This is a genomic window from Gillisia lutea (genome assembly GCF_021568705.1).
Classification (GTDB): Bacteria; Bacteroidota; Bacteroidia; order Flavobacteriales; family Flavobacteriaceae; genus Gillisia; species Gillisia lutea.
In genome coordinates, this window is sequence record NZ_JAKGTH010000006.1 from 442424 (window position 1) to 465210 (window position 22787).

25 protein-coding genes are annotated in these 22787 nt (G+C 36.2%); 6 read left to right on the plus strand and 19 right to left on the minus strand.

The genetic code is table 11. From position 1 onward, the window contains the following. Positions 1–109: 109 nt before the first annotated feature. The 7 genes from arfB to L1I30_RS02040 form a co-directional block, all read right to left on the minus strand. On the minus strand, positions 110–514 hold the full coding sequence (gene arfB / locus L1I30_RS02010; protein WP_236132576.1) for an alternative ribosome rescue aminoacyl-tRNA hydrolase ArfB: 405 nt from the start codon (positions 512–514) through the stop codon (positions 110–112). 2 nt (positions 515–516) lie between these two features. After that, complete coding sequence (locus L1I30_RS02015; RefSeq protein WP_236132577.1) at positions 517–2070, minus strand: DUF4301 family protein; 1554 nt, start codon at positions 2068–2070, stop codon at positions 517–519. Further along, a complete protein-coding gene (locus L1I30_RS02020; RefSeq protein WP_236132578.1) occupies positions 2067–2636 on the minus strand; it encodes an AAA family ATPase in 570 nt (189 codons plus the stop codon). The genes L1I30_RS02015 and L1I30_RS02020 overlap by 4 nt, the downstream gene beginning before the upstream one ends. Continuing rightward, positions 2597–3229, minus strand: a complete 633-nt coding sequence (pnuC, locus tag L1I30_RS02025; protein ID WP_236132579.1) for a nicotinamide riboside transporter PnuC — start codon at positions 3227–3229, stop codon at positions 2597–2599. Before pnuC ends, L1I30_RS02020 begins: the two co-directional genes overlap by 40 nt. Further along, complete coding sequence (locus L1I30_RS02030) at positions 3213–3473, minus strand: thiamine-binding protein (protein WP_236132580.1); 261 nt, start codon at positions 3471–3473, stop codon at positions 3213–3215. Before L1I30_RS02030 ends, pnuC begins: the two co-directional genes overlap by 17 nt. 71 nt (positions 3474–3544) lie before the next feature. After that, positions 3545–4279, minus strand: coding sequence for a phosphoglycerol geranylgeranyltransferase (locus L1I30_RS02035; RefSeq protein ID WP_236132581.1), 735 nt, complete (start codon positions 4277–4279; stop codon positions 3545–3547). 10 nt (positions 4280–4289) lie between these two features. After that, positions 4290–4934 (minus strand): 4'-phosphopantetheinyl transferase family protein, encoded by a 645-nt coding sequence (locus tag L1I30_RS02040; RefSeq protein ID WP_236132582.1) that lies wholly within the window; start codon positions 4932–4934, stop codon positions 4290–4292. Positions 4935–4998: 64 nt separating this feature from the next. Here L1I30_RS02040 and ahcY point away from each other — a divergent pair, with 64 nt between their 5' ends. After that, positions 4999–6315 (plus strand): adenosylhomocysteinase, encoded by a 1317-nt coding sequence (ahcY, locus tag L1I30_RS02045; protein WP_236132583.1) that lies wholly within the window; start codon positions 4999–5001, stop codon positions 6313–6315. Between the two features lie 68 nt (positions 6316–6383). On the opposite strand, the gene L1I30_RS02050 is transcribed toward ahcY, so the two are convergent. The 4 genes from L1I30_RS02050 to L1I30_RS02065 all read right to left on the minus strand — a co-directional run bounded on the left by L1I30_RS02050 (position 6384) and on the right by L1I30_RS02065 (position 8017). Beyond that, on the minus strand, positions 6384–6602 hold the full coding sequence (locus tag L1I30_RS02050) for a putative signal transducing protein (RefSeq protein ID WP_236132584.1): 219 nt from the start codon (positions 6600–6602) through the stop codon (positions 6384–6386). Positions 6603–6689: 87 nt separating this feature from the next. Next, entirely contained in the window at positions 6690–6950 is a 261-nt protein-coding gene (gene rpmA, locus L1I30_RS02055) for a 50S ribosomal protein L27 (RefSeq protein WP_236132585.1), read from the minus strand. A 28-nt stretch (positions 6951–6978) separates the two neighbouring features. Then, on the minus strand, positions 6979–7449 hold the full coding sequence (gene rplU / locus L1I30_RS02060; RefSeq protein WP_236132586.1) for a 50S ribosomal protein L21: 471 nt from the start codon (positions 7447–7449) through the stop codon (positions 6979–6981). A gap of 103 nt (positions 7450–7552) precedes the next feature. Then, entirely contained in the window at positions 7553–8017 is a 465-nt protein-coding gene (locus L1I30_RS02065; RefSeq protein ID WP_236132587.1) for a DUF4199 domain-containing protein, read from the minus strand. Positions 8018–8204: 187 nt separating this feature from the next. Here L1I30_RS02065 and L1I30_RS02070 point away from each other — a divergent pair, with 187 nt between their 5' ends. After that, a complete protein-coding gene (locus L1I30_RS02070; RefSeq protein ID WP_236132588.1) occupies positions 8205–9542 on the plus strand; it encodes a M16 family metallopeptidase in 1338 nt (445 codons plus the stop codon). Between the two features lie 5 nt (positions 9543–9547). After that, on the plus strand, positions 9548–11614 hold the full coding sequence (locus L1I30_RS02075) for a M16 family metallopeptidase (RefSeq protein WP_236132589.1): 2067 nt from the start codon (positions 9548–9550) through the stop codon (positions 11612–11614). A gap of 33 nt (positions 11615–11647) precedes the next feature. Here the strand turns inward: L1I30_RS02075 and L1I30_RS02080 are convergent, their stop codons facing one another. The 5 genes from L1I30_RS02080 to mutY form a co-directional block, all read right to left on the minus strand. Continuing rightward, on the minus strand, positions 11648–12556 hold the full coding sequence (locus tag L1I30_RS02080) for a DMT family transporter (protein ID WP_236132590.1): 909 nt from the start codon (positions 12554–12556) through the stop codon (positions 11648–11650). 86 nt (positions 12557–12642) lie between these two features. After that, positions 12643–13203: a gliding motility lipoprotein GldD gene (gldD, locus tag L1I30_RS02085; RefSeq protein WP_236132591.1), complete on the minus strand. Its 561-nt coding sequence runs from the start codon at positions 13201–13203 to the stop codon at positions 12643–12645. Beyond that, on the minus strand, positions 13200–14522 hold the full coding sequence (locus L1I30_RS02090) for a gliding motility-associated protein GldE (protein ID WP_236132592.1): 1323 nt from the start codon (positions 14520–14522) through the stop codon (positions 13200–13202). The genes gldD and L1I30_RS02090 overlap by 4 nt, the downstream gene beginning before the upstream one ends. A 21-nt stretch (positions 14523–14543) precedes the next feature. Continuing rightward, positions 14544–15002, minus strand: a complete 459-nt coding sequence (locus L1I30_RS02095; protein ID WP_236132593.1) for a single-stranded DNA-binding protein — start codon at positions 15000–15002, stop codon at positions 14544–14546. A gap of 125 nt (positions 15003–15127) precedes the next feature. Then, a complete protein-coding gene (gene mutY, locus L1I30_RS02100) occupies positions 15128–16180 on the minus strand; it encodes an A/G-specific adenine glycosylase (protein ID WP_236132594.1) in 1053 nt (350 codons plus the stop codon). Positions 16181–16303: 123 nt separating this feature from the next. On the opposite strand from mutY, the gene L1I30_RS02105 reads away from it, so the two are divergent. Both L1I30_RS02105 and L1I30_RS02110 read left to right on the plus strand, forming a co-directional pair. Next, positions 16304–16612 carry an HU family DNA-binding protein gene (locus tag L1I30_RS02105; RefSeq protein WP_308444046.1) on the plus strand — a complete coding sequence of 103 codons (309 nt, stop codon included), beginning with the start codon at positions 16304–16306 and terminating at the stop codon, positions 16610–16612. Between the two features lie 307 nt (positions 16613–16919). After that, a complete protein-coding gene (locus L1I30_RS02110) occupies positions 16920–18458 on the plus strand; it encodes an Rne/Rng family ribonuclease (RefSeq protein WP_236132596.1) in 1539 nt (512 codons plus the stop codon). Between the two features lie 77 nt (positions 18459–18535). On the opposite strand, the gene L1I30_RS02115 is transcribed toward L1I30_RS02110, so the two are convergent. Next, positions 18536–20413, minus strand: coding sequence for a T9SS type B sorting domain-containing protein (locus L1I30_RS02115; protein WP_236132597.1), 1878 nt, complete (start codon positions 20411–20413; stop codon positions 18536–18538). Between the two features lie 154 nt (positions 20414–20567). Here L1I30_RS02115 and L1I30_RS02120 point away from each other — a divergent pair, with 154 nt between their 5' ends. Beyond that, on the plus strand, positions 20568–21050 hold the full coding sequence (locus L1I30_RS02120; RefSeq protein ID WP_236133044.1) for a regulatory protein RecX: 483 nt from the start codon (positions 20568–20570) through the stop codon (positions 21048–21050). On the opposite strand, the gene L1I30_RS02125 is transcribed toward L1I30_RS02120, so the two are convergent. Further along, complete coding sequence (locus L1I30_RS02125) at positions 21040–21921, minus strand: cupin-like domain-containing protein (protein ID WP_236132598.1); 882 nt, start codon at positions 21919–21921, stop codon at positions 21040–21042. The two genes, L1I30_RS02120 and L1I30_RS02125, sit on opposite strands and share 11 nt — an antisense overlap. Next, complete coding sequence (locus L1I30_RS02130; protein ID WP_236132599.1) at positions 21918–22787, minus strand: cupin-like domain-containing protein; 870 nt, start codon at positions 22785–22787, stop codon at positions 21918–21920. Before L1I30_RS02130 ends, L1I30_RS02125 begins: the two co-directional genes overlap by 4 nt.

The window sequence follows — 22787 nt, forward strand, 5'->3', positions numbered from 1 at the left end:
AACTCTAAATATTTCGAATAATTAATATTTAAAAAATAAATGTGGAAATAGGTTGATGTCTGGCAAAAAGTGTAGAACATTTCCACAGCTTTTGTTTAAAATGGCAGATCTATAAAGAAGGCTTTTGTCGTTGACTCTTTTTTTCTGCCAGAATTTTTTTCTCGCGAAGTCTTTTCAACTTTGAGGCTTTTGAAGGTTTTGTCTTTTTACGCGGCTTGGGCTTTTTAAGAGCCTCTTTAATTATTACTTGAAATCGTTTAATAAGGTTTTCCTTATTTTGATGCTGACTACGAGATTCACTATTTTCCAGAATGAGTTCTCCTGTTTTTGTAAGCCTAGATTCTAACTTTGCTAATAGCAAAGTAACTTCCTCCTCAACAAGTCCCTTAGAATTGGGAATATCAAAATTAAGAATGACTTTTGAAGCAGTTTTATTAACATGTTGCCCCCCCGCACCGGAACTTCGTACTGCTTTAAACTTTAGTTCCTGTTGGATAATATCAAAATTGGGCATATCTAATTTACTTGGTGCGTATCCTTTAAAAGGTCGGCAACAGTTTTAACCGGATTAAAGGTACATACCGGAACCTCTACAAATATGGTATTCCATTTTGCCATAGCTCCATTCCACAATCCGGGTCTTTCCAGTGCCTTTAATTCTTTCCCCTCTTTTGTCTTAGATGCGATAAAGCTTGTCGCAGGATCAACATATTTATGAAGATCAAATGATTTTCCTTTATAATTTTTAAGTCCGCATACCAAGTCTACCGGATTGAAATGCGTGGCGTTCTGCGCTATATCTTGCTGACGAGAATCTTTTTGATCTATTTGTGCACCTTCAATTATTTGCAAGGATTTTATTCCATTTTCCATCTTCACCAAAAATGGTCCACCTCCCGGCTCACCTTCGTTTTTAACCATTCCACACACCCGAAGCGGTCTGTTCAAACGATCTTTTAGATGCTCAATTCTTTCGGTTTTCGAAAGCTTTTCAAAACCGGCTTCCATTTCTACAAAAAGTTCATCCCCTAGAAATGACAAAACCCTGTTTATTTCTTCCTCTGAAACTTCGTTATTATCCAAAAGTTCTAAGAATGAAAAGCATTGTTCTTCCATTTTTAAGAGAAGCCCTGCGAGCATCTTCTTATACCCCGCAACTTCTTCGGAATGAGAAGAAGTTACAACATTGTCTATATTCTTTATAAAAACCAGATTGGTATCCAATTGATTTAAATTTTCTATCAACGCTCCGTGCCCTCCAGGTCTAAAAAATAAATTCCCATCAGCTGTTCTAAATGGAGTGTTATCTTCAGCTGCAGCAATGGTATCAGTTTTGGGATCCTGGTAGGAATAGGTAATTTTAAATTTGGTATTAGTTGCATTTTCAACTCTTGACTGAATTCTTTCAAATTCAGTTTCAAATTTTTCCTTATGCCCTTCAGAAACTGTAAAATGTAATTTTGCTACGCCAACTACCTCTGCATATTGAGCAGCTTCATACAAATGCTCTTCAAAAGCCGTAGCGGTAAAACCCTGATATTTATGAAATGGCACTAAGCCTTTAGGATAATTACTAAGATCCAATCCAGGAGAAAATAATATACTTTTTACCAAAAGGTATTTTTGAATATCATCGGTAGCCGTATCGAATTCGGAGTAATTTTCACTGGCATATTTTAAAGCCTGCTTGTAGAAAGGTAATTTTTCAATGTGGGAAAAGAACTTCTCTAAAGACGTATTTTCAGGTTTATTTAGATAAACAGGAAGGCTTTCCTTTTTAGGATCAAACTCCTCCATAAAGGCATGCAAAGCTTTAAACATTCTGGTTGCAGCACCCGATGCTGGTACGAATTTTAAAATGTTAAGCTTGTTTTTATTTGCATCATAGAAACTTGCGAGCTTAGTAATTTGATCATCAGAAAAAGCTTTAATGCCATTCCCTACGGTAGCTGCAGCCTGAATATCTACTGCAACATTCCCTCTTTTGAAAATATTCAACTGGTCCTGAACATTTTCAACACTTATTCCTTTCTCCCCGATCAATGTGAGATCTGCTTTACTAAACTTCAAATTCTATGTTTTAATAATTCATTAATTACTGAAACTGCAGTTTCAAATCGTCTATCTTCGTCTCCTTCTAAAACTATGTAAGGGCGAAGGTTTTGCTGTAGGGAGCTTTCAAACTTTTTAAACATTCCTTCCCGATCTTCCGGTTTATCGCGAAGATCATCAGGAGTCCATGGGACATCAATATTAGTTAAAAAGTAAATGTCGTACCAATTGTTTAACGCATATTTATGAAGTTCAGGATGGCAATATCCTTCATAATAAGCTTCAGAATACACTTTTAATTCTAAAAGATCGGTATCACAAAATAAGACTTTATTTGCAATTTTGGAAAGCCTATTCTCTTCATGCATTTGTCCTTCGGCAATAGGAAGAATATCTGAAGGCTCACAAATCTCTTTATTAACATCCCATTTATGCTGAAGATATTCTCTCATGTATTCTTTTACCCAATAGGTGTTATAATACTTAGCAAGCCTAGCCGCCAGAGTGGATTTCCCGGTAGATTCCGGGCCAAATAATACCGCCTTTATGCAGGCTGAAGGTTGTTGTTTAAGCTTTTCTTCCATGCCATATAGCCATAAACGGCAATTACTGTAAATAATAAATACTGAAAACTGGTAAGTGTTAAACCTTTATAGAAATACAAAGGCACAGAGATAATATCTCCTATTATCCAATAAATCCAATTCTCTATTTTCTTTCGGGCCATAAGCCACATTCCCACAAAGAATACTGCCGTAGTAAGGGTATCGACATAGGCGGTCCAATCAGTCCATTTATCAAAGAATTCATATACCGCGAACACAAATAAAACAGTACCAATAAAAATGACCCCGGAAATAATATGTTCTTTTCTACTCATTCTAGTTACCGGTGTAAAATGTGTAGCATCAACTTTTCGGGTCCATACGTACCAGCCATAAATACTCATAGAAAAGTAATACGCATTTATCATCATATCCCCGAGTAAGCCCCATTGCCATAATAGATAAACAAAAATTAAGGTGCTTACAATCCCGGTGGGATAAACAAGGATATTTTCCTGTTTTGAATACCATACCGATAAGAAACCGAAAATAACCGCGATTACTTCAAGAAAAATGAACAGGGTGGGATATTCGTAATACTGGCCAAAGAAAAAATCAAAAATCGGCTGCATAGTCGCTTCGGTCAGATTTTACAATTTTAATATACATTAATCCGCGGTCTACCGCCTCCAGAGCTGTTTTCATTTCAGCATTCAGGATTCCCATTACCTTGTCGTACTCTCCATATACCTGAGTACTAAGCGGGGTTTCTTTAATGGTGAGCCCCGAAGCTCTGAGACTCTTAATGAAGTTAATGATTGCAGGTTCGTAATTATCCTGAAGCGGAGTTAGTGTAAGTTCTACTGAAATATCCATTTGCTGATATCATTTTTAATGGTAAGCATCAAAATTAATGATAATATGGCAGTAGTCTTATTAATTATGATTTAAATGTACTGAGCTTTTAACCTGCCAGATTGTAAGAATTCCCCAGTTTCAAATGCAGTCCCTACCACAACCATATCTGCTCCGGCAATAAAAGCTGCTTCTAAATGAGAAACATTTTTTATCCCTCCACCAACTATGAGGGGAATATTTACAGCTTGTTTTACCTTTGAGATTATTTCTTCAGAAACAGCATAATTCGCTCCACTTCCTGCTTCAAGGTAGATTAATTGCTTTCCGGAAAACTGGCCGGCCAGAGCTGTATCTACAATTGTTTCCACGTCTATTTGAGATATAGGCAGCGTACCGCTAATTCTTTGTACAGCACATTCCTTACCTCCATCTATTAAAATATAACCTGTAGGTATAATTTCTAAAGTGGAATCTTTTAATTGTTTAACCGATCTCACCTGCTGTCCTATCAAATATTCAGGGTTTCTGCCTGAGAGCAGACTTAAAAAAAGCAACGCGTCTGCGGCTTCTGCTATTTGAGATTCATCTCCCGGAAATAAAATCACGGGAAGAGAAGTTTCTTTTTTAACAGCCTGTACGGTTCTTTGAGTTTTATTGATTTCTACGCTGCTTCCCCCTATGAAGATATGAGTGGTTATTGCCGGCAAAGATTGTATAAAAATGTTTGTTTTAGATTCATCGAACTTATCGGGGTCTATAAGAACTGCCAATAATTTCTTTCCTGAACCTATTTTTGAAATAATATCCTTAAATATAGATGTCATTTATTATAACTTATGCAGTTAGCCCTGCAGCTCTTTGAGCAAACACACAGGTAAAGCCCTCAAATTCCAAAAATTCAAGATCAAAATTAGAGATCCTGCTTTTATAAGTTACTTTTCCGGTGGTGACGGCATCTTCAAAATCGAAGTCATTAATATAGATATGCTGTAAAAAGCCTAAGCCCGGTTCTGCCTGAAGTTTATAAATTGATTCCTTTGCTCCCCAAACAATAGTTAACTTCCTAATTAAAGCTTCTTCATTTGCTAAGGTGTGGTATTCTTTTAAAGGAGTAAACTTTTCAGCTATTTTCATGATCTTATCCCGCTGCTTCTCTACATCGATTCCAACTTCTTCATCACTTATTATAATTGCAGTAAACTGGAAAGAGTGTGTTATAGAGATAAACTTATCATCCTTTAAGTGTGGCTTTCCAAATTCATCGTAATATAAATCATGATCGGTGTAGCCTTCATTTGCTAATAAATGCCTGATGCTCATAAAACCACGCTTATGAATTTCCGATTTCATACCATCTACTCGAGCCCTACAGTTCTCGGTTAAAACAACACCTTCGCTAAGCCACTGGTAAGACTCTTCAATCTTCCAAATGAGCACTTTAGTATGAGGATTCACTGTTATTGTTTTGTAAACGGGCATAACTTTTTATTATATATTACTTACTTTTGCAACTGAAAAATTGCTATAAATCAAATATAATAATATGTCTACTAAAACAGCGCCTTATACAGCCTATAAAGTAAAAGATATTTCCCTTGCCGACTGGGGAAGAAAAGAAATTGAACTTGCCGAGGCAGAAATGCCAGGTCTAATGTCTCTTCGAGAAGAATTTAAAGATGAGCAACCTTTAAAAGGAGCTCGTATTGCCGGATGTTTACACATGACAATTCAAACGGCAGTGCTTATTGAAACTCTAGTTGCTTTAGGAGCAGAAGTTACGTGGAGCTCATGTAATATTTTCTCTACGCAAGATCAGGCTGCCGCTGCAATTGCAGCGGCAGGAATTCCTGTTTATGCCTGGAAAGGAATGACTGAAGAAGAGTTTAACTGGTGTATCGAGCAAACATTATTCTTTGGGGAAGACAGAAAGCCGTTAAACATGATTCTTGACGACGGTGGAGATCTCACTAATATGGTATTAGATCAATATCCTGAATTAGCTAAAGCCATTAAAGGCATTTCTGAGGAAACTACTACCGGAGTTCACAGACTTTATGAGCGCATGAAAAAAGGAACACTTCCTATGCCAGCTATTAACATCAACGATTCTGTTACAAAATCTAAATTCGACAATAAATACGGGTGTAGAGAAAGTGCTGTAGATGCTATTCGTCGTGCTACCGATATCATGCTAGCAGGAAAAAGAGTGGTTGTATGTGGTTACGGAGATGTTGGAAAAGGAACCGCTGCTTCTTTTAAAGGTGCAGGATCTATAGTTACTGTTACTGAAATCGACCCAATTTGTGCATTACAGGCAGCAATGGACGGATTTGAAGTTAAAAAACTAGAAACTGTACTTCCTAAAGCAGATATCGTTATTACTACTACAGGAAATAAAGATATTGTAAGAGGAGAGCATTTTGAAGCGATGAAAGACAAAACCATCGTTTGTAATATTGGGCACTTTGATAACGAAATAGACGTTGCCTGGTTAAATAAGAACCACGGAAACACAAAGGACACTATAAAGCCTCAAGTAGACAAGTATACCATCAATGGTAATGACATTATTTTACTTGCTGAAGGAAGGTTAGTAAACCTTGGATGTGCTACAGGTCATCCAAGTTTTGTAATGAGCAACTCATTTACCAATCAAACTTTAGCACAAATAGAGCTATGGAAAAATTCTGGTGATTACAAGAACGAAGTATATATGCTTCCTAAGCATTTAGATGAAAAGGTTGCGAAACTTCACCTTGAAAAAATAGGTGTAGAATTAACTGAACTTTCTACGGATCAGGCTGATTATATTGGCGTAACAGTAGAAGGACCTTTCAAACCTGAGTATTACAGATACTAGTCATATTTATATTTTAAAAAAGCCTCCTATTCTAAACAATAGGAGGCTTTTTAATTTTATGGCTTGTATTAGTTGAAATCTGCTTTCTCCAAAATACGCTTAGCCCGGAGAAAATCTGCCTTTAAAACCTGAACTCTCATACCATTAATTCCTAAACCTGCCAGACCCGCAGCGCTACTTATAGATTCATCAAAGATCTTGTATTGAATGTTTTCCATATCAAATAAATTCCTGATAATAGCTATCTCGAAAGCATTAGGAGAGTTTAAAATGGTAATGAAATCCATATCTATTCTAATTTAATAGAATTAAAAATAAACAAAAAAACCCTTTCTGTTTCCAGAAAGGGTTTTATATTCTATCTAAAAGATAAACTATGCTTCAAACGGTTCGATAGAAACGAAAGATTTATTGTTCTTCTTTTTAGTAAATTTTACAATACCATCAACTTTGGCGTGTAAAGTGTGATCTTTTCCTCCATACACATTCTCACCTGGATTGTGTGTATAACCTCTTTGTCTAACGATGATATTTCCAGCAATAGCAGCTTGTCCACCAAAAATCTTAACACCTAAGCGTTTTGATTCTGATTCTCTACCGTTCTTGGAACTACCAACTCCTTTTTTGTGAGCCATTTTATTTCCTTTTTAGTCTATTAAAAAATTAACTTAAAGCAGCAATTAATTCAGCTTTCTTCATTGAAGAATAACCTTCTACTCCTTTATCTTTAGCCATTTCTCTAAGTTCAGCAACAGTGTTAGAACTTAAATCAGAAGAAGCAGTAGTTTCCTCTTTTTTGGCTGAAGAAGATTTTTTTCCTCCTTTTACTGTAATCCCGGTAATTGAAATTTCAGTTAAAGACTGACGGTGACCATTTTTCACACGGTAACCTTTTCTTCTTTTCTTTTTGAAAACAATAACCTTGTCTCCTTTAAGGTGCTTAGTGATTTTTGCATCAACTAATGCTCCTTCTATAGCTGGGGCGCCTAAAGTAATAGAATCTCCGTCACCAGTTAGCAAAACCTTGTCAAAAGAAACGTTGTCTCCTTCTTCACCGGCTAAACGGTTTACAAATACTCTTTGGTCTTTTGCAACTTTAAATTGCTGCCCTGCTATCTCTACAATTGCGTACATAGCGTATTTATTAATTAATTATTTTATAGATTCACCTGAAATTTTAATTCAAGCGGGTGCAAATATACTCCTAATTAATTAATTCACAAAGTCTTTGTTCATTTTATGGGCTGTGTCTTTTTCCCGCTTTAGTGTTCCAGGAATCCTTAAACAATTGCATATACATAAGCGTTAGTATGATACTGGTTGCAAATCCCATTACAGCTACGACAAATAGTACTATTCCAATACCTATCCCGTAATCGCTGCGCCACATTGAGAGTAATTCATTTACAAAATCAGGTTTTATTTCAGTGGCATAGATTCCAAAAAATATAGTGAAGATAATTGTCGCATTAAACCCCGTTAATAATCCTGCCATAAATCCCTTTTCATATTTAAACTTTTTAGCTTCAATAAGCCGGTAATGCTTAATGGCCTCGTACATCCCATATGCCATTATTACACCATTAAATAAGCTAAAAATAGGCTGTTTATGAGCTCCAAACAAAGACAAAATTAGAAAATAGGCAATTAAACCTGCAGCAATTGCAATACCATATTTTATGGGTATACTAAACTGTTTCATAATTCATAGGGTTTTATACTTTAAAGTTCTTAAAAAATAAACTTTTAATCACTTAACAGGCTGTTAATTTTAATATTCTAATAAAAAACGATTACTTAATATAGTATCTTTTATAAATCCTCATAATTTTTGTAACATTAATATATGTATACACACTAATATAGCACCATTAATAAAAACTTAAACAATGATCCAAAAAATCAAATTATCAGCCTGTGCGGTAATTCTGGGGGTAGCCGGATATGCACAAGAAGTTGAATTTACCGAGTATGATCTTGACAACGGACTGCACGTTATCCTGCACCAGGACAATACAGCTCCAGTTGTTACTACCTCTGTAATGTATCATGTAGGAGCAAAAAATGAAAATCCTGAACGCACCGGGTTTGCTCACTTTTTTGAACACCTGCTTTTTGAAGCAACAGAGAACATTGAAAAAGGTAGTTGGTTCAAGTTAGTTTCCTCTAACGGAGGCTCTAACAACGCTAACACTACCGACGACAGAACTTATTACTACGAAAATTTTCCATCTAACAATTTGAAATTAGCTCTTTGGATGGAATCGGAAAGAATGTTACATCCTGTTATCGACCAAACGGGAGTAGACACTCAAAATGAAGTAGTGAAAGAAGAAAAAAGACTTCGAGTAGATAACGCCCCTTACGGGCAAATTCTTGCAGAGGTAAAAAAGAACCTATACACTAAACACCCATATAGATGGGCAACTATTGGTTCTATGGACCATCTTGATGCTGCAACACTTGAAGAATTTCAAGCTTTCAATGAAAAGTTTTACGTTCCAAATAACGCTACTTTAGTCGTTGCTGGAGATATCGATATTGCCAAGACCAAGACTTGGGTAAAGGATTACTTTTCAGATATTCCTAAAGGAGCTGAAGTAAAAAGCATCGACATTAAAGAAGCACCTATTACCGAGCAAATTAACGCAACTTACGAAGATCCTAACATTCAGTTACCTGCAATTGTAACAGCCTACCGTACTCCTTCAATGAAAGAAAAGGATGCTTATGTATTAGACATGATCTCTTCTGTTTTATCTGACGGAAAATCATCTAGACTGTACAAAAAAATGGTAGACGACCAAAAACAAGCGCTTCAAGTGGGAGCATTTAATATAAGTCAGGAAGATTACGGACAGTATATCATTTTTGGAATTCCAATTGCAGATACTCCTTTAGACACTTTATTAGCAGAGACTGATGAGGAAATTGCGAAACTTCAAACCGACCTAATCTCAGAAAGAGAGTTTGAAAAACTTCAAAACACCTTTGAAAACCGATTTGTGAATTCTAATAGTAGTGTTTCAGGTATAGCCAGCTCTTTAGCTACTTATCATGAACTATACGGCAACACCAATTTGATAAATAATGAAATTGATATTTATCGATCTATCACAAGAGAAGATATCAAAAGAGTTGCAAATCAATATTTAAACCCAAACCAAAGATTGGTTTTAAAGTATTTGCCAAAAAGCAGTGATTCAGAAGAAAAAAATTCAAAATAAGACACATGAAAAATAAATTAACAGCATTAGCAGTTGTATTCCTGATGTCCTTTGGGATTCAGGCACAAGTAGACCGCACAAAGCAACCGGAAGCAGGACCAGCACCTAAGATTAATCTGGGAACTCCTGAAACCTTCAAATTAGACAATGGCATGAAAGTGCTTCTTGTTGAAAATCATAAATTACCAAGAGTAAACATGACTCTTACTTTAGACAATCCACCTCATCCAGAAGGAACTAAAGCAGGGGTATCCTCTTTATTAGGAGATTTACTTGGGTCCGGGTCTCAGAATATTGAAAAAGATGCTTTCAATGAAGAGATCGATTACTTAGGAGCAAACGTAAACTTTTTCTCAAGTGGAGCTTCAGCAAATACATTGTCTAAATATTTTCCGAGAATTTTAGAATTGATGGCTGAAGGTACTTTAAATCCTAATTTCACTCAGGAAGAATTTGAAAAATCTAAAGACCGTACTTTAGAAGGCCTGAAAGCAGATGAAAAAAATGTTGCTGCCAATGCTAGAAAATTACGTTCAGCACTTGCCTATGGTAAAAATCACCCATATGGAGAGATGGAAACCAAAGAAAGCATTGAAGCTTTAACTTTAGAGAATGTAAAGAACACTTACAACGACTATTTTGTTCCGCAAAATGCATATTTGGTGATTGTTGGTGATGTTACTTTAGAAGAAGTAAAGCCAATGGTTACTAAATTATTTGGAAATTGGAAGAAGAAAGACCTTCCTTCATTTACAATTCCTCAACCATCAAACGTACAGTTTACCCAAGTTAACTTCATGGATATGCCCAATGCGGTTCAAAGTGAAGTTGCCGTTGTAAATACCATACAACTTAAAAAAGGTGATAAGGATTATTTCCCTGTATTGGTTGCAAACCAGATTCTTGGTGGGGGTGGAGAAGGAAGATTATTCCTTAACCTAAGAGAAGATAAAGGGTATACTTACGGAGCCTACTCCAGCACAAGTGACGATAAATATGTTTCAACTTTTGTTGTAAGCGCTAGTGTGAGAAATGCTGTTACTGACAGTGCAGTAGTTGCGTTTTTAGATGAGATACACCGTATTAGAAATGAAAAAGTTTCTACTGAAGAGCTAAACAATGCAAAAAGCAAATATGTGGGTAATTTTGTGATGGCTTTAGAACAACCAACCACAATTGCACGATATGCACTGAATATTGAGACAGATGATCTACCGAAAGACTTCTACCAGAACTACCTGAAGAAAATTAACGCGGTAACTGCTGAAGATGTACAACGTGTTGCTAAAAAATACTTTATGGTAGATAAAGCAAGAATTGTTGTGACCGGAAAAGGAAGTGAAGTAGCTGCCGCACTGGAAAACCTTTCTTATAATGAAAAAGCTATCCCGGTTAAATACTTCGACAGATTCGCAAATTCTATCGACAAGCCAGAGTTCAACAAAGCTGTTGACAAGTCGGTTACTGTAGAGTCAGTTTTTAACAAATACCTAAAAGCAATTGGAGGAAAAGAAACAGTTTCTACTGTAGAAAGTGTAATGATGCTTGCACAGGCTGAAATTCAAGGACAAAAATTAGATCTAGAAGTTAAAAATACCGCTTCCGGAAAATCGGCTACTGTTATTGCAATGGGAGGAAATCCTATTAGCAAGCAAATTTTCAATGGAGAATCAGGGTTCGTAGTAGCTCAGGGGCAAAAAGTTGAATTTACTGAAGAGCAAATTGTGGCAGCAAAAGCCTCAGCTAATCCATTTCCGGAACTTGAGCCGAATGGAGCGAAAATCATGGGAGTTGAAGCCGTAGAAGGTAAAGATGCTTATGCTGTTGCCCTGACAGATGACACTACCAATTATTATGATCTTGAAAGCGGATTGAAGGTAAAATCTGTTAAAACTGTTTCTCAAGGCGGACAAACCATGTCTATCCCTACAGGATTCAGCAACTACCAGGAAGTTAGCGGAATTAAATTCCCATTTACAATAAGCCAGTCTTTTGGACCACAATCATTTGAATTCAACGTTACTTCAGTAAAAGTAAACGAAGGAGTAAGTGATAGTGATTTTGAAGAATAGTTTGTTTTTTATTAAGGGTGAAAGGACCGGCTTTTAAAGGCCGGTCTTTTTGTTTTTGGTATATAAATTTCTCGCCCGGTTCACTAAAAAAACACCTAAAAGGATGATAGCAGCAGATAATAGTTGAAAAGAAGTAAAAACCTCCCCATCAAGAATACCCCATCCTAAAGCCACTACAGGAATTAGATAAGTAACAGAAGTGGAAAAAACAGGGTCGGAAATCTGAATAAGTTTATTGAAAACAATCATAGCAATCCCTGTTCCTACTACTCCAAGAATCATTACAAATACTAATGAAGTTGATACTACTGAATTTTGAAGGACTTCAGCAAACGAAAAATCGGTAAAAAACAATACACCGAGCGCAGGCAGTAATAGAACCAAAAAATTTCCGGTAGTAATCCCCAGCGCCGATATATCGTGCATATATCTTTTAATGATATTCACATTCAAGGCATAACAAGCTGCGGCTATAACCACCAAGCCTGAATACATATAGTTTTGATCTGGATTCACCTGAGCACCACTTAAAATCAAACCTACAGTTCCTAAAAGTCCAATTATTACCCCTAAAGCTTTATTTTGGGCAAGAAGTACTTTAAAAAATAAAACCCCGAATATAAGGGTCATTAAAGGGGTTGTGCCATTTAAAATAGATGCTACAGCGCTATCTATTTCGGTTTCAGCAAATGCAAATAAATATACAGGAAAGAAGGACCCTATAAAGGAAGAGAGCACGATCCATTTCCACTGAGCTCTGTTTATCTTCAGCAAACTTTTAAAACCTACGAGGAGCAAAAATAAAGCAGCAAAAATAATTCTAAAAGATCCTAATTGAAGAGCACTCAACCCAACCAAACCTTTTTTAATAAGAATAAAAGAACTTCCCCAAACAATGGAGAGCAGGATAAGATATATCCATTTTAAATTTTTTAAAGGCATTTTTAGGAAGGGTAAGAGATTCAATTTCTACGAAGAGCGAAAATAGAATAAAATCTTCTTGAATGGAAAAAGGTTATTTTAAAACTTTACTTCCATTGAAGTGTTTCCATAAGATGTTTCATATCCTTTTTAAGATACGCCGCTGCAGGCATTATGGAATCAAAATTAGGTTTTTGATTGAAGTATAAGGAACCCGTCATGAAGTGTTTTACACTATCGGTTACATAGAATTGAGCTTGCGAAGCAGCATCTCCATCTATCTCATAGAACATCCCATAAGTTTTATGTACTGGATTTACATAGATATCACCCTCAATAAAATCGGCTTTTATTGTATGTTGCAATGGAAGCTTTTGAGCATCGGCTAGAAGAGAATCTAAATTATTATTCACTTCCTGATAGGTAATAAAAATAGCAGCATCCAATAAAGGATATTCAATATTCACCCAGCAGGGCACCTTCGTTTTCCCTAAAGAAATTGTTGCCAAGTTATTATTTTCAAAGTGATAAGGACAATCGAGAGTATCTGTTACATAAACAGCTTCAGGGTATTCTAAAGCCAGGAATGCTGGCGGCTTCGGCCGAACCTCGTCTTTACAGGAAGCAAATAACACCACAACAAATAAAGAAGCTATCAATTTTTTCATATTGGTTCTATGCTCAGCTTTATTTGTTTGATGCGCTTATCGTCTATTACTTCAATAGTAAATTTATAGTTCAAAAACGTTATGATCTCATTCTTCCTAGGGAATCCCCCTGAAATTTCGAGTAGAAATCCAGCAAGAGTCTCCGACTCCCCTTTATTTTCTTCAAAGGCAATAGGATCGTCCAGCCTAATTATTTTATAGAAGTTTTTTAAAGGTGTTTTCCCTTCAAAAACAAAATTATTGTCGTCCAACTTCGAGAACACAAGGTCTTCATCATCAAATTCGTCACTTATATCTCCAACAATTTCTTCAATAATATCTTCTAGAGAAACCAAACCACTCGTACCTCCGTATTCATCTACAACTATTGCCAAATGAATTTTTTTCTCCTGAAATTCATTCAAAAGGTCGTCTAATTTCTTGTTTTCAGGAATAAAATAAGGCTCGCGCAATAAAGAAGTCCAATCAAAATCTCTAATATCAATAAACGGCAATAAATCCTTTACATATAAAATTCCGCTGACCTGATCGATATTATCTGTATACACCGGTATTCTAGAGTAACCATTCTCAATAATCTCAGGAATCACCTCTTTAAAAGATTGTGCCACATTCAATGCAAAGATATCCATTCTAGGACGCATCACCTGTTTTGTATCGGTATTTCCAAAGGAAACTATCCCTTTCAAGATCTTCTGTTCTTCCTGTGTAGTATCTTCCTCCCTTGTTAATTCTAGAGCCTGAGAAAGATGATCTACACTTATATAGCTTTTTTGCCTTCCTAATTTCTCATGGATATACAGCGTCACTGCACGCATGGGAGTACTTAGAGGAGAAATTAAAGTATCCAGAACATTTAAAGGATATGCCATGAAATTAGAAAATTTCACGTTGTTCCTGCTGGCATATACTTTTGGTAAGATCTCTCCAAATAGCAATATAAGAAAGGTAATAATACCTACTTCTACCACAAATTTGAAATTGATTCCGAAGAAAACCGCATTCATATTTCCGAAGAAATCATCGGTTACTGCATCAAAAAGTAAAACAGTCGCAATATTAATAGTATTGTTGGCTACTAAAATTGTGGCAAGCAATTTTTTTGGTTTCTCTAATAAGCGAACTACAATTTTTTGAGTGTTGCTCATTTTCCCATTTTCGGTAATAAAATTGGCCGGGGTAAGAGAAAAGAAAGCCACTTCAGCGCCCGAAATAAGTGCCGAACACACAAGCAGCAAGAATAATGCTATAATGCTAATGACTTGCGAGAAGTCTATTGATATAAATGCTAGAATTAAACTGGGAGGATCTGGATCCAATTGCTTTTATTTTAGTTAAACTTAAAACGGTAAATCGTCTTCATTATCATTTCCCGCTGATTGACCTGCAAAAGTATCATTTTTTGGTGCGGTAGCAGGAGAATTAGTTGGTGTATTTTGGGTTCCCGGAGATGAAGGCTCATTCTTGGGAGTTAAAAAAGTGAAATCGGTACATTGAATTTCTACGGAATATCGCTCTATTCCCTTATCATCAGTCCATTTTCTACTTTTTAACCTACCCTCTACATATACTTTATCTCCTTTTTTAAGATATTTCTCACATATTTCGGCAGCCTTATTTCTAACTACAATATTATGCCACTCTGTATTTTCTACTCGCTGACCTGTTGCTTTATTCGTATAAACCTCATTAGTCGCTAACGGAAATCTACCTATAGACCCGCCACCTTCAAAATAATGCATTTTTACATCGTCTCCCGTGTGCCCAATCAACATTACTTTATTAAGTGTACCTGTCATGATTATATTTTTAAAAAAGCGAAATTATTGCAATTAGATCAAAATTCATTCTAAATTAAAGAAAATAATTTAGCTGCCCTAAGCAAACCTAAAATAAGAATTTCAGAAAAGCTCTACTTTAATATTTAAGTAAATTCAGCAAATTCAAAATCGTTTAAAAAATTAGCAATAAGCACAGGAACAGGGTAATCCTGAAGTGCTCCCACAGAGACCGCTATATCGGGTAATTCAATCTTTTCAATCACCCAAAAAGTAGTGTAGAGATGTTGATGTGACAGCTTATGAATAATAGGAGTATCATTATATAGGGTAATATCCAACATATCCACTCCCGTATAACTTTTGAATTCGGCCTTATTAATTAATTCTTGCTGAGTTACGGGCGCCTCGGTTTCAACTAAAGGAAACTGATATAAACCTTCCCAAATACCTTTCCCCGAACGCTGCTCTATTAATGTGTTATTTTCAAGTGAAATAAATACCAAATAATTGAAATATCGCTTCTTGATCTTCCCTTTTTTAAGCTTGACCGGCAATTCGCTAATCTTATTATTCTTTAATGCCAAACAACTTGCGGCTAAAGGGCAGCTACCACACAAAGGCTGCTGAGGCTTGCACTGCAAAGCACCGAATTCCATGATTGCCTGGTTATAAGTCGCGGGATCCTCCCTATCCATAACCTCCATTGCCAACTGTTTAAATATTTTAATACCCTCACTACTATTAATAGGAGTATCTATATCAAAATATCTGGCTAGTACTCTGTAAACGTTTCCATCTACTACCGCAACAGGTTCATTATAACAAATAGAAGCTATGGCACTAGCGGTATAATCTCCCACTCCTTTTAATTTCAGCAATTCTTTATATGATTCTGGAAAGATGCCATTTAAGTTGTAGGCCACATTTTGCGCTGTTTCATGTAAGTTTCTGGCTCTGGAGTAGTACCCTAAGCCTTGCCACAACTTTAACACCTCTTCCTGAGAAGCATTTGCTAGATCAAAAACGCTTGGATACGCCTCTGTAAAAGCAGAATAATACGGTAAACCTTGATCAATTCTTGTTTGCTGAAGCATAATTTCACTTAACCATATGCGGTATGGCTCACTTGTTTCCCTCCAGGGTAACTCCCTTTTACAATTCAAGTACCACTTAATCAATGTTTTATGAAATAACATACCCATTAATGTTTGATTACAATAATAATTCTTTATTTGGTTACTATTTAATGAATTAGGATTGAAATATTGGAGATTTAATTCTTATATTTGCCCCCTTGAAAATTAAGAACCCCAATTATAATATTAAATAGTACGAAAATGACGAAAGCAGATATCGTAGCCAAAATTTCAGAGAAATTAGGAATGGAAAAAGGTGATGTTCAAGCTACTGTTGAAACATTTATGGAAGAAGTTAAAACTTCTTTAGAGAGTGGAGATAATGTATATTTAAGAGGTTTTGGAAGCTTTGTTATTAAAACAAGAGCCGAGAAAACTGGAAGAAACATTTCAAAAAACACTACTATTAAAATCCCAGCTCACAACATTCCGGCATTTAAGCCTGCAAGGGTATTTGTTGACGGTGTTAAAAGTAACGTAGAGGTTAAGTAAAACACTTCCTTAACAAGGAGTAAGAGATAGAATTATTAATTTTAAAATGTAACACTATGCCAAGTGGTAAAAAAAGAAAAAGACATAAGGTAGCTACTCACAAGCGTAAGAAAAGAAGTAGAGCTAACCGCCATAAGAAAAAGTAGTGCTCCCACTACTTTTTTTTAGTAAAAGACGTTCTTTGAAAATGAAATCGGTATTATAAAAATTGTAATATCCAGATTTCTTCAGGATTGAAAATCCTGTGAAAATTTATTGTTTAATCCATCTGTGCCTGCTTAGGCAGCATAGATAAAAATCTAAAAGAGTGGACAAAGAGTTGATTATCAGATCCAGTTCCTCTGCTGTAGATTTTGCCTTAATTAAAGATGGAAAACTAGTTGAATTACACAAAGAAGAAGACGACAGTAATTTTGCCGTTGGTGATATTTTTATCGCTAAAATAAGAAAAGCTGTCCCGGGATTAAATGCCGCATTCGTGAATGTTGGCTACACAAAAGATGGTTTTTTACACTATCATGATCTCGGACCTCAAATTTCTTCTTTGCTGAAGTTCGTAAAACGTGTAAGCACAGGTAAGTTAAAAGATTATTCTTTACAGAATTTTACTTTTGAAAAAGATATTGATAAAGACGGAAGTATTTCTGAAGTCTTAAAATCAAATCAGTCGCTATTGGTACAAGTGATGAAAGAACCAATATCCACCAAAGGCCCAAGAATAAGCTCAGAGCTTTCTCTTCCGGGCAGGTATATTGTTTTAGTGCCTTTTTCTAATAGAGTTTCAGTTTCACAAAAAATTGAAAGCAAAGAAGAAAAAGACCGTCTTAAAAGACTGGTAAAAAGCATTAAACCAAAAGGATTTGGTGTTATTGTACGTACCGTAGCAGAAGGCAGAAAAGTAGCAGAGTTAGACAGAGACCTCCAGAATTTATTAGGTCGCTGGACAACCATGTGTAAAAAATTATATAAAGCTCCACATCCATCAAAGGTATTAGGAGAATTAAACAGAGCATCCTCTATTTTGAGAGATGTTTTTAATGATTCGTTCACTTCCATTTGTGTAGATGATGAGACGCTTTATGCACAAATTAAAGATATTGTGGCAGAAATAGCGCCCAATAAAGAATCAATTGTAAAATTGCATCAATCCAATGTTCCAATTTTTGAAAAATTTGGTATCGAAAGACAGATAAAAACATCCTTCGGAAGGACTGTATCGATGAGCAAAGGTGCCTATCTTATTATAGAGCACACAGAAGCCATGCACGTCATAGACGTCAACAGCGGTAACAGGTCCAATAAAGCAAAAAATCAGGAAGAAACAGCCTTAGAAGTTAATTTAATCAGTGCTTCAGAAATCGCCCGTCAGTTGCGTTTACGTGACATGGGAGGAATCATCGTAGTAGATTTTATCGACATGAATAAAGCTGAAAACAGAAAAGCCCTTTTTGACCATTTACGGGAAGAAATGAGCGATGATAAAGCTAAACACAAAATATTACCTCCAAGTAAATTTGGATTGATACAAATAACCAGACAACGCGTACGGCCGGAAACGAATATCAAAACACGGGAAGAAAATCCCAACGGTACCGGAGAAATTGAGGCTCCAATCATCGTGATAGATAAGATTAAAACCGACCTGGAAAGGCTGATCAAAAAGAATCATAAAAAGATCACCTTAAGCACGCACCCATTTATTGCAGCCTTCTTAACAAGAGGCTTTCCATCACCCCGTTCACAATGGTTCTTTGACCATAAACGCTGGGTAAAAATTTTACCAAGAGACGCTTACACGTACATGGAATACCACTTTCACGATAAAAACGGGGAAGTATTAGAATAAACTTATTATTCTTAAAACTAACGCCTTTCATTAATTTGAGAGGCGTTTTTTTATACTTATAATTCAAGGCAGCGTAATTATCTCTTTAGACTGAAATGCCCTTTTAGAACTCCATATTCTTCAATTAAAATATGATACCAGTAATCTCCACCCGGCAGATTTTTCCCTTTCAAAGTGCCATCCCAGAAAAAGCCTTCTCCACTACCAGACTTTAATAGCTTTCCATACCTGTCAAAAACCCTAATTTCTGAAGCTGGAAAATAAGACACCCCATTCAAGCGAAAAACGTCATTATAACCATCACCATTGGGAGTAATAAATTTAGACGCCACAATATGCGGGAATTCCTTATAAACTGTTTTACAACCACTCATATCGCGCATATAGCCGGTATAAACACCACTTGGCACCTCATTAAATACACTTGAGAGCTGATAGTTAATACCATCTATAGAATATTCAAATGTTCCCGAGTTTGCCGGGTTTATAATAACAGAATCTCCCTCAGAAGCAATACTTTCTATTTCTGCATCATCTATGGGGGAAATAGTGAATTTTTTGATCGCACTACAGCCCTGATTCGAAGTGATTGTAACCCTATAATCCCCCGCCTCATTGATAGTTATACTTTGAGAAGTTTCGCCTGTAGACCATTGATAATTAAAACCTGAAACCTCAGCATTTAACATCAGGGATGAATTTGGACATAGTTGAAGGTATTCATCTTCAACCTGCGGACTTTCATTAATAGTAAATTCTATAGCTGTTCGTGTACTTGCCGGACAATTGTAAAGAAGATTTGCGGCTTCTACATAATAAACACCGGAAATATCAGGTTGAAAAGTAGTAGACCCACCTCTTAGCAAATTCCCACCTGCTGGCTTGTCATACCAACTCGCCGTTTCTCCTTCTCCAATTTCAACTGATAACACAGGAATGGGTTCATTACTACAACTACTTACATCCCCCAAACTTAAGGGAGGATCAGGGGTTTTGATGACATGAATATAAAAAGCCTCTGAGGCCGAACTACACAGGTTATTATTTAAGTTGACCTGATCTTCAGCAACCTTAACTCTATAGTATTTAGAAGAAGTTAACTGAGGTGTATTATATATGCTCCCAGTCTCACCAGGAATGTCACTCCATATTTCTGAATTCACACTTTCCTGCCATTGAAAAACATGAGTGTTATAAACAGAAAAATCAGGGGTAGCAGTCAGGATTGTGGCAACAGGTGTTTCCTCTTCACATACTACAAATTCGGTATCATTTGTTTCAGGTGAAGAGATCGTTGTAAGATCTCCACAGGAACGAAAGATAATATCATCTATAGCCAGATCATTTCCGCAACCGCCTTCCCCGTTGTTAAACATTTTAAGTATAACCTTATCCTGTCCCGATTCACTTTTAAAAGTCAAAGCATATTGCTCCCATTTAGGCGAAGCAGAAGACGAAATAACTCCGGTGCTTCCTTCTTTTAATAGCTGAGTATCGGTTTCATCCCAAATCTCAAAGCGTACATTTATAGGAATTTCCCTATTTAAACAGGCAGTGCTGGTTGGATCGTAAATATTTATAAGATAGGCTGAAAATTCATAGGAAGTATTTTCGCAAAGCCCGGAAATGGATGTTTTAAAAAACTGCCCTGAAGTATAATCGGCATTTACAATAAGCGCCCTACCATTAGAAAGTGTATAAGTCGGTAAATACGAGTGCCATGAAAGAATTTGTTGACCTAACTGATTCGAAATGGTATATTGCCCGTCTTGCGGATCTTGCGTGACATAAGTATAGCTGGTAATTTCAGGATCTAGAGCCGGGCCATATCCTGTTCCAGATCCAAAATCTTCCTGAAATATAGGGTCTCCCTTACTTCCTTCACAAAAACCCAATTGCCCAACACATAGATTGAAGGAAAATAATAATCCAAAAAGGAAAAAATATCGAGTCATTTTCAAATATACAGGAAATTCAAGGTGAACCACTAAAATAAATAATCTGCATAAATAATAGCTAACCTAATCTCTACCCACAATTTTTTAATCGAACTCAGCTTTCAGTCATTAGAAAGCGTTTTTTTACCATTGTATTTTTACCTTTGTGATGATGAATTCTAAAGCTAACCAAAAATCTTACACTGTTAAAGAAGCTACTCTTAAACTAGCTCAATACTGTGCTTATCGAGATAGATCTCAAAAGGAAGTGGAAGATAAACTCAGGGAAATGCGAATGATTCCAGCTGCTTGCGAGCAAATCATTATAAAACTTATGCAAGAGAATTTCTTAAATGAAGAACGCTTTGCCAGAAGTTTTGCAAGAGGGAAATTCAGAATTAAAAGATGGGGAAGAAATAAAATAAAACAAGAACTAAAATTACGCCAGATCTCTACTCCCTTAATTAAAATAGCGCTTACTGAAATTGACGAGATAGAATACTATAGCTGCCTTCAATATCTTGCCGAAAAAAAGCTTGCTCTAATTAAAGAGAAGGACAAGAATAAGAAAAAGAACAAGCTCATCGCATTTTTACTTCAAAAAGGATACGAATCTAACCTCGTGTACGAAGTAAGCAATACTCTTATAACTTGATATTGTTCTTTTTATGTGTTCTATAAATGGCTTGTTCATTTTTATGATCTATCCATCCCTGCCCTTTCCATTTTCTCATGGTATTATCAAAATACCTCATAAATCCAAGATTATAAACAGCCTTAGATAAGTTAGTAAGATTCCTGGAGGTAGCACGTAAACTCATGCTAAATCCAGCTGTAAGATATGTCATCTGATGCCAGTAACCTTCCGGCATATACAATGTCTCTCCGTGATTTAGTTCGGTTATATAACCCTGAGCCATTTTTAAGGCAGGGAATTTTTCGAAATCCGGGTTTGTGAAGTCAATATCCTCTCTAGAGATTAACGCATGGGGAACTTTGTACAAGAATTTACTTTCTGAGGGCGGATATAAGATACATTGCTTTTTCCCATGAAAATGAAAATGAAGGATATTGGCATAATCGATATCGTAATGCATGAACACTTTTGAATTTGCTCCTCCAAAGAACAACATGGGCAGCTGCTTCAAAAATCGCAAACCCATATCAGGAAATTTGAAATCTTCCTGTAGCTTAGGCACTTCCTTTAAAAGATGATAAAGAAATATGCGATAATTAGTAGGTTTGGATTTCAGCAAATCGATGTACTCCGACATCTTCATTTTAAGATGTGGTTCATTAAATTTAAATTCAGAAGTAATTGGCCTATCATCATATAAAGGCACCGTTTTCTCACCGGCAACTTCCTTTATATAATCTAACGACCACTTATTATAGGCCGGCCAGTCTTCTATTAGATGCTCTATTACTACCGGCTTTTGCGGTTGTACATACTTCTTAATAAAATCTGCCTTAGAGATCGTCTTTTCTCGAGGGATCTGGGTTAACTGCAATCGTTCTTTCATCATTCAATACCTGCAATTTTGTGCGTTTTTTCTATCGCACGTTTATTTTTATAATCTATCCACTTTTGCCCTTTAATTTGGCGCATGAAATTATCGTAATTCCTTGTAATTATCAAACTCCTTAACACTTCCAATATTTTCCCGGGCGATCGGGGTAAAGATCGTAGTGTTAAAGATAAACACGGACTTTCATATGTTATATAATGCCACCATTTACTGGGGATAAAAAGTGTATCTCCATGCTTCAAGCTTGTTTCAAAACCTTTTGCTTTGGCTAACGCCGGATATTTATTAAAATCTGGAGCACTCATATCGATGATTTCCATACTCACAATAGAATAGGGCACCTTATACAAGTATTTGGTTTGATCTGGCGGATACAGAATCACTTTCTTCTCTCCTGCAAAATTGAAATGAAAGTTATCGGCAAGATCCATGTCATAATGCATTACCACCTTTCCGCCTTGTCCGCCAACAAACAGTACCGGAAGGCGTTTAAAGAATTTCACTCCCAAATCGGGATACTTAAAATCCTTTACCAATTCGGGGCAATTTTGAAGTAAATTGAAAAAGAACATTCTCAAATCTGTTGGTTCAGATTTGAGAATGTCTATATAATCTGTCATTTTTACCCGTTGTGCAGGCGCATGACTTTTCTGATTGCCTTTTGCGGGTTTTCCATCATACAGAGGGACTATTAAATTTCCCGCTTTTTGTCGAAAATATTCAAGATCCCATTTCCTGGTCGCACCCCAGTCTTCACTTAAATCTTCAATTACAACGGGTTGCTGCGGAATAAAATACTCCCTTAAAAAGGTTTCTTTTGAAATTCCCCTCACCCGAGGTATGGATGTTAAGTCCAGCTTCAC